The following is a 7,629-nucleotide window of genomic DNA, read 5'->3' on the forward strand; positions in this document are numbered from 1 at the left end:
AAGCTTTATGCCTAAACACAACTTTTGAGATTGATCCCTTTTGAGATTGATCCGTTTTTGTCAAATACCTGTTTCGCACCCCAAAACCAAATCACCCTAAAATAAGCACGTGAATTTCCAAACTGCTTAAAATAAAAAAATCCCCTTGGAGGAGATCAATAGAAGTAATAAAAAAATGGCAAGCTACCTACATCGCACCGCTACAACCTCATACCTTTGCTGCGTTCCCACCCTGGAGGATTAAGAGGGAGCTGGTCGTGTAGGACTTGCCACTGCAAATATACAACGGTTTTTTATTTTTCCAAGTCTTTTCCACTATTCTAATTAGATTTGTATCTTGCTAAAAAATAAATACAACCAATGAAAAGATATAACTTTCTAATAACGTTAAGCTTAGGAATCTCTTTTATTAGCTGTTCTAATAAAAAAAATTTAGAAAAAAATGTAATTTCGATTGATACTACTCAGCTAAAGCAGGTATATTCGGCAAATGAAGATGCAAAATTCACTTTAAAAACAGTAGAAAATGCAGAAATCGACTCTGTTGCTTACTTCCTTGACAATGTAAAAATAGGAACAAGTAAACACAATGAGATTCTAACGCATTCCCTTAAAAAAGAAAACTTAGGTAAAAAAGAAGTAAAAGCAATTGCTTATGCTGATAACAAATCAAGAGAGTTTACCTATAAAATAGAGATTATATCAAGTATAAATCCTATTGAATACGACTACAAAATAATAAAAACCTACTCCCATGATCAAGAGGCTTACACACAAGGCTTGGAGTTTTATAAAGGTGTACTATTTGAAAGTACGGGAAATGGTGAAGGTGGATTTACGACAACTGACGGTCGCGGTACGGGAAAAAAAGGTAAGTCAAGTGTGCGAAAAGTTGATTACAAAACCGGAAAAGTGACTCAAATAAATGAGTTAGATGATATTATCTTTGGAGAAGGTTGTACGATTTTAAATAATAAACTATACCAATTGACTTATTTAAACAAAGAAGCCTATATCTATAACATCGAAACTTTAGAAAGAGAAAAATCATTAAAGTACTTTGCTGATATAGAAGGATGGGGACTGACAAATGACGGTACTCACCTTTATATGTCTGATGGAACTGAAAAAATATATAAAGTAAATCCTGATACTTTTGAATTATTGAGTTCAATAAGCGTTTATAGTCCTAAAGGTGCCCTTCCTCATATCAATGAATTAGAGTGGGTAAATGGAAAAATATACGCTAATGTATACGGGTATAACAGCATTGTAATTATAGACCCTCAAACAGGAGCAATAGAAGGAATGGTTAACTTCAATGACCTACTTAATATGACCACATACCATGCGGATAGAGATGTTATGAACGGTATTGCTTATAATCCTGAAACAAAGACCTTCTTCTTAACGGGTAAAAACTGGGATAAAATGTTCGAAGTACAGATTATTAAATAATTTAGGGAAACTGGAAACAGAAAACAGGGAACGGAGAACTGGGAACTGGGAACTGGGAACGGGAGGACCGAGCGTGAAGAAAATGTCCAGTGGACATTTTTAGCGAAGGGGCCAGGAGGCGTGGTGGCAATTTAGGGAACTGAGAACTGGAAACTGATAACAAAAAATGCTGACCGTGGTCAGCATTTTTTTATTGTACTATGATACTATCTATTTCTTTACTTCGGAATTTCTAACTCTCTTTTTAAAGAACTATTTTTAACGGCTTTTCTACACCTTACAGCACGTTCTTTATTATCTCGACTGCCATAAAAGAGATTTACAAAAAAGACATCCTGTAATTTAGCCGCTCCCCACTTAAGTTTTCTATCTACCTGCGTCGCTCTATCAAACATCACTTCAAAGTCATCATCAACAGCTAACCCAAATTCCTTTGCCTTCCAATAAGCATGTGTCAATACATGCAATTCTCTTTGTACTTCAGGTTGTTTTAAATCAGGATATTCTGTAAACATCTGTTTTAACTCTTGATATTTACCTTGCTCAGCAAATGCCATTAATGCATTATGATGAAATTTAACTCCTAAATTCTTATGTTTACACAAAGTAAGTCCTGCTTCTACTCCATTTTTTAAACAATAGTTTGTTACCAAGAATTCTTTTGCTTCATTTACTTCATATCTATTTATAGCAGGTTTACTCTGTTTGAAATATTTAAAGAAATTCACCTCATCACCTAGCATGGCATAATACTGAAGAATAATAAGATATCCCTGATCAAAATTATCTTCCTCTTTAAAAACAACAGTCGTTTTAAAATTCGAAATATACTGCTCTGCTTGTTCTACATCTCCCTTTACAATACAATTACTAATAATATGCTTTAAAACATGATTAAAAACAATATTGTCATTCACAATACAGTTAGCAAACTTAAGAATCTCTTCATCCTCATAATTCGCCAAATCAAACAACGTTAAAAGAGCATTTAACCAATCTAATACATGATAAAGTTCTTTATTACGAAAACTTCTTTCCTTATTATCAATAGTATCTCTATGTGCATTATAACCAATACTACCTATCCCTAAGCCTCTACCACGATAAGGTGCCTCTAAAGCCTTATTCAAAGCCGAAACCACAAATAAACTATTACACTCCTTATCACGCTTCTTGTCATCTTTGATATTCAAAGCTTCTATACAATAGCTTACTGCTTGTTCAAACTCTTTATTCATAACTTTCTAGATCACTATTTGGTTAACAGTTTACAATCTTACCCACCGGATATAATATACTTAGAAGATGTCATATGCTATTGATTAATATGATAGACTAAACGGTTTCACAAAAAAACACCTTCACAAAAATCCTCTACTCATACAGACTCACCCCATTCACATCAGTAGTCAGTACATCTGACATATAGTCAAATAGTGGTCGCATGGCAAGAAATGTCTTGATCACCTCCTCTTTAAAGTTAGGCGCTAATACCTCTTTATCTGTAAAAGAACGCATCACGAGATACTGCTTCTTGCGCAATAAGTCGATAGCAGGATGCTCCTTGTCAAATCCCTTAGGAGCAGTCTTTAGCTCCTCCCCTTGTAGTGCTCCGAAGTACTTCTGAAATTGTTCTTCGGCGATAATCTCACGAAGTTCACTATCATCCATAGCGATCTCCTTGCGGATGCGCAATAAATCTTCTTTATTAGGTTCCCAAAAGCCTCCCCCTACAAAACTACGTCCTGGCTCTATATTTACGTAATATCCTCCTCTCAGCATTGGCTTGGTACGTCCTAAGTGCAGTCCAAAATAAGTCTTATAAGGTGTCTTGTCCTTAGAGAAGCGTACATCTCTATAGATGCGGTGTACGTGTAATAGGTCTATACTATCATGCTGTAACATCTCATCGTGCACTACTTTAAAGAAAGCCTTCACCTCAGCGAATAGCTTATCGAACTCTGGCTTATGATCTGCAAACCAAGGTTTATTATTATTCTGACTTAACGTCACTAAGAAGTCTATATGTTCTTTTTTTAACTGTTTCATACTTTATTTTTTAATTCTTGCCAATGAGCTAATTTTTCTTCAAAACTCATCCGTGCATTTGCCCCACTCGGCGAAGGTAAAGTTAGTAAAGATACTCCCTCTATCTGCCCTATGTATTTATCGAAATATTGTCTTGCCTTTTGACTGGAGAATACGATTGTATCGATATGGGGATATTCTATTAATAACCCTTTGATATCATTAGCTTTTTCTGCGATAATATCACTGTCTAAGCTACTCTTGCGTTCACAAGACTGCAAGACATCCCATAAGACTATTCTGTTTCGCTGAAGCAAATCGAGCTTATCCTTATACACATCGCTATACTCTTCTCTAAAAACACTAAATAACATCTTCCAAAACACATTCTGCTTATTGCCGTAATACTCCTGAAAGTCCAATGATTTAATACTCGGCATCGTACCCAATATCAATACTTTAGCTTCATCAAAAACAACAGGTTTAAAAGAATGTATTCTTTTTTCTCTCCCCATATCTCAAAGATATTATATTTTATTGCAATAGAATAGAGATCGTTAGCTTAGGTTAATGATTTGCTATAATTTCTAACAATTCCCAATAACCAACACAGTTACAAGATCATAATAGGTGTTTTTCATTTAATAAATTCAGATTGTCGAAACTAAAATCGCCAACCACAAAACACATCATAAGATTATAAAACAAGTGTATAGTCAAAAGCAGGATTATAAACAATAACTGTACAGCTATATTAGGACGAGACAAACCTCAATGGGAGTGGTCGCATAGTGATCGCATAATGGTCGCATAGTGGTCACATGTTTTGGGGCATTTTTTATGCGACCACTATCCTATCAATACCCGATCATTTCGCCATCAATACGCAGTAGATCTACACAATATAAACTGAGCTACCAATAAACCAAAACCCAAATAAACAACACCTTACAATTCTAACCACATAAATAAAATGTGACATTACAGATGTGCTTGTCTATACGCTAAGGGAGATAGACCTGTAGATTTTTTAAAATAACGACAGAAGCTTGTCGCATCTAAGAAATGAAGCTCTTCCGCTATGGTGTAGATAGGTTTATCCGTTGCAATAAGGTAAGACTGGGCTTGAGTGAGTACTAACTCATTTATAATCGCAGACACTGTCTTACCCGTCTGCCTGCGTACCAAAGTCGTTAAGTACTTAGGAGTGAGCTTTAATTGATCAGCATAAAACTGTACTGTGCGCTCAGCTAAATAATGCTGATGAACCAAATTATACAGCCTAAAAACAGTTGTTTCTTTCTTAGAACTTGGCTTCAGATTCACCTCATCTTGTTCATAGAATCGGTTGATATGAGCAATTAAAGAATACAATAAATACTTCATCGCATCAGGATAAAACACAGATGTATCTGTATTGCAATTAGTCAATAACAACTGATAGTAATCGATGAACACGCCCTGATCACCTGCATCCAGATGAATAATAGGGTGTCTCACCAATTCGTTTAAAAACTGATAATTAGTTGGTAGAATAAGATCCTTTATACTATCCAGATCAAATAGCACACATAGATACTTCCCCTTGCTTTCTGTAGTAGGAATAGAGAATAAACGCTGTGGAAACACAGTCAATAGAGAACCTGCAGAGAAATCTTCTATTCGATTGTTTACTTTAAGCTCATTAGTTCCCTCCATACAATAAGACAACAGTATTCCTTTCTCTCTATATGTAGTAGTAGAGAATAAAGAAGGAATAATACGATCCGATGTGATAATCTGAATAGGAAAGTGCTGACTCATCACGCTGTAGTTAATAAGTCAAAGTTAACAATAAAAACAACTTCTTGCACATTTATAAAACAATACTGTCAATAGATAAACAAGGTCTTATTCAGAACTTTGCTCCAAATAAATAAGAATTATGATCAGTAAATCAGTAAGTATAAAAGGAACTCCTTATACCCTATATATCAACTATCAAGATGATAAACAAAAACGAAAAGAGTTTAATCGAATGTGTCAGGAAGTATGGGAGTTTGATTTTGAAGCCTTTTACCAATCGGGATACTGGGGAGAGGAGTGCATACTATTTTCTTTATTCCAAGAAGATAAGATAGTTGCACATATAACTTTAAGCCTATTCGAAATAACGAAAGAAAATAAAACGTACAAGGCAGGACAATTAGGCACTGTGATGACAGACTCTACCTATCAAAACAAAGGGTTGTCAAGGTTCTTATTAGAATATATAGAAGCAGAATATAGAGATATCGTAACAGGCTACTTCTTGTTTGCAAATGATACAGTACTGGACTTCTATCCAAAATTTGGTTATGTGCCTGTTGAAGAGTATCAAGCTACACTAAAGGTGAATACCAAATATTCTCTTCTATCGAGTATAGAGAAATTAGATTTAGACAACCCTGCATCGCTTGCTTTATTTAAAGAATATGTCAAAAGTGGCTATACCTATAATAGATTGAATACTAAAAATGTAGACTTAGCTTTCTTTTATTGTTATGCAGACTACGACTTCAGTTTTAAAAACGCTATTCATTACAGCAAAGCATTGGATACCATCATCATCTATGAACAAGAAGAAAGTGAACTGACAATCTATTCTATTTATCAAAGAGATCACCATGTCAAACAACTCGATGCAATAATAGATGCATGCTGTACAGCAGAGACGCAGACTATCAATTTTGCATTTAGCCCTGAGGCAGAACAAGCTACTTATAGCTTATATAAAGAAGATGACGATATTACACTCATGGTGACAAAAGAGCTAATAGACTTATTCTCTGATCAGAAGACTATGGTAGCTTCACTATCCCATACATAAATGCTGAATATTCAGAGTTCAATAAAAAAGGCAGTACGAAAACTTATCTTACTGCCTTTCTGTTTTATTTATACTTTACTGCAAGAACATCTTGTGCTTGTAAGATAGCCATCGCATTCATCTCTTTCAATCCATGAAGGTGAACATATCGCAATACTTCTGATAAGAAGTTCATGCTTGTCTGTATAGCTTCTTCTATCGTACGCCCCTTCGTTAGCTGTGCAGAGAGTGTTCCCGTAAACAAATCGCCTGTTCCCACTACTTCTACAGGTATATTATCAGCATAAAAATGAGACAACTTACCTTGATTAATCAAGATGACTTCTACTTGGTGATTTACATTCTCTTTCATTTCGGCTGTAGTCAAAACAATGATTTTAGAAGATAATACCTCATCCGCCTGTACAGCTGTTATCAGTTCTTGCTCATTCGTTATACGCTTTCCTAAAAGGTATTCTAATTCAAAGTGATTAGGTGTCAAGATATCACTTAGCGATAATAATCGTTCTTTTGAATAATCTGCCTGTTCTTTGGGGATATACAGCCCATCTGTACGTGTATCACCAAATACAGGATCATAGATATAAGTAATACTATGCTGTGCTTTTAGCTGCTTTATGAACTTTGCCGTAGCATCTATTATCTCTTTGCTCTTTAAGTATCCACTTACAACATACTGTGTAAGCTGTGCAGTGTTAATTTCTAATACTCCACGTGCCAGTTTATCGAATAATTCTTTTGGCACTGCTTCTCCATAATAAACAGGCTTGTCTGTGTGACTTGATAAAAGAATGGTAGGCATCGCTACGCAATTAATTCCGTGAAGCTGTATAGCAAAACTGGCTGAGTTATTCCCCACATACCCTGTAGATACAGTACTCTGTATGGATATAATATGAGGTTCTATTGTATTATTTGTCATGATAATGAAATGAGAAAACAATTCTATACTCTTGCTTATTTACTTCTATAAGACAAGGAGAATATACAACTGTACTTCTTAAATTATTTCTTGCAAAAATACAACTATAATCAGCAAGCGACATAGTCCAGTTTAAAGAAAATTAATTAAACCCAGAATAAGTGATAGATAGATAAACGAAAAGTAATTATACAAAACAACTCTGAATTAGTGATACAAGTATACTATAGTATGGTTGTAGAGCTAATGAAAGAGATATGAAGTAGAATTGCTTTGTAATACTTGGCTAACGCTTATTCTGGGTTAAAATAATACCAATAAAAAAAGCAGACTATAGTCTGCTTGATTCTATCTTATGGTATAAGGCGTTCTG

At 34.8% G+C, this 7,629-nt stretch carries 7 protein-coding genes and 1 other RNA gene; 2 read left to right on the top strand and 6 right to left on the bottom strand.

The features are described from left to right. Nucleotides 1-173: 173 nt before the first annotated feature. An RNA gene (gene ffs / locus GJV76_RS14815) (signal recognition particle sRNA small type) lies at nucleotides 174-272 on the bottom strand. A gap of 88 nt (nucleotides 273-360) precedes the next feature. Here ffs and GJV76_RS14820 point away from each other — a divergent pair. Further along, nucleotides 361-1,458, top strand: a complete 1,098-nt coding sequence (locus GJV76_RS14820; protein ID WP_155093367.1) for a glutaminyl-peptide cyclotransferase — start codon at nucleotides 361-363, stop codon at nucleotides 1,456-1,458. A 218-nt stretch (nucleotides 1,459-1,676) separates the two neighbouring features. Here the strand turns inward: GJV76_RS14820 and GJV76_RS14825 are convergent, their stop codons facing one another. The 4 genes from GJV76_RS14825 to GJV76_RS14840 form a co-directional block, all read right to left on the bottom strand. After that, the gene (locus GJV76_RS14825; RefSeq protein ID WP_155093368.1) at nucleotides 1,677-2,696 is read right to left on the bottom strand and encodes a hypothetical protein; all 1,020 of its coding nucleotides are present in this window, start codon (nucleotides 2,694-2,696) and stop codon (nucleotides 1,677-1,679) included. Nucleotides 2,697-2,832: 136 nt separating this feature from the next. After that, nucleotides 2,833-3,507 (bottom strand): DUF2461 domain-containing protein, encoded by a 675-nt coding sequence (locus GJV76_RS14830; RefSeq protein ID WP_155093369.1) that lies wholly within the window; start codon nucleotides 3,505-3,507, stop codon nucleotides 2,833-2,835. Next, nucleotides 3,504-4,001, bottom strand: coding sequence for a DNA-deoxyinosine glycosylase (locus tag GJV76_RS14835; protein WP_155093370.1), 498 nt, complete (start codon nucleotides 3,999-4,001; stop codon nucleotides 3,504-3,506). Before GJV76_RS14835 ends, GJV76_RS14830 begins: the two co-directional genes overlap by 4 nt. Nucleotides 4,002-4,467: 466 nt before the next feature. Then, nucleotides 4,468-5,289 carry a helix-turn-helix domain-containing protein gene (locus GJV76_RS14840; RefSeq protein ID WP_155093371.1) on the bottom strand — a complete coding sequence of 274 codons (822 nt, stop codon included), beginning with the start codon at nucleotides 5,287-5,289 and terminating at the stop codon, nucleotides 4,468-4,470. A gap of 121 nt (nucleotides 5,290-5,410) precedes the next feature. On the opposite strand from GJV76_RS14840, the gene GJV76_RS14845 reads away from it, so the two are divergent. Beyond that, nucleotides 5,411-6,334, top strand: coding sequence for a GNAT family N-acetyltransferase (locus tag GJV76_RS14845; protein WP_155093372.1), 924 nt, complete (start codon nucleotides 5,411-5,413; stop codon nucleotides 6,332-6,334). 64 nt (nucleotides 6,335-6,398) lie between these two features. On the opposite strand, the gene pdxY is transcribed toward GJV76_RS14845, so the two are convergent. Beyond that, nucleotides 6,399-7,256 carry a pyridoxal kinase gene (pdxY, locus tag GJV76_RS14850; RefSeq protein WP_155093373.1) on the bottom strand — a complete coding sequence of 286 codons (858 nt, stop codon included), beginning with the start codon at nucleotides 7,254-7,256 and terminating at the stop codon, nucleotides 6,399-6,401. Between the last annotated feature and the right edge of the window lie 373 nt (nucleotides 7,257-7,629).

Origin of the sequence: Myroides albus (assembly GCF_009711045.1) — a bacterium.
Classification (GTDB): Bacteria; Bacteroidota; Bacteroidia; order Flavobacteriales; family Flavobacteriaceae; genus Flavobacterium; species Flavobacterium album_A.

Excerpts from the sequence above, each read along its gene's own strand:
- GJV76_RS14845 (WP_155093372.1), top strand. The coding sequence starts at position 5,411 with ATGATCAGTAAATCAGTAAGTATAAAAGGAACTCCTTATACCCTATAT.
- GJV76_RS14840 (WP_155093371.1), bottom strand. The coding sequence starts at position 5,289 with ATGAGTCAGCACTTTCCTATTCAGATTATCACATCGGATCGTATTATT.
- GJV76_RS14835 (WP_155093370.1), bottom strand. The coding sequence starts at position 4,001 with ATGGGGAGAGAAAAAAGAATACATTCTTTTAAACCTGTTGTTTTTGAT.
- pdxY (WP_155093373.1), bottom strand. The coding sequence starts at position 7,256 with ATGACAAATAATACAATAGAACCTCATATTATATCCATACAGAGTACT.
- GJV76_RS14830 (WP_155093369.1), bottom strand. The coding sequence starts at position 3,507 with ATGAAACAGTTAAAAAAAGAACATATAGACTTCTTAGTGACGTTAAGT.
- GJV76_RS14820 (WP_155093367.1), top strand. The coding sequence starts at position 361 with ATGAAAAGATATAACTTTCTAATAACGTTAAGCTTAGGAATCTCTTTT.
- GJV76_RS14825 (WP_155093368.1), bottom strand. The coding sequence starts at position 2,696 with ATGAATAAAGAGTTTGAACAAGCAGTAAGCTATTGTATAGAAGCTTTG.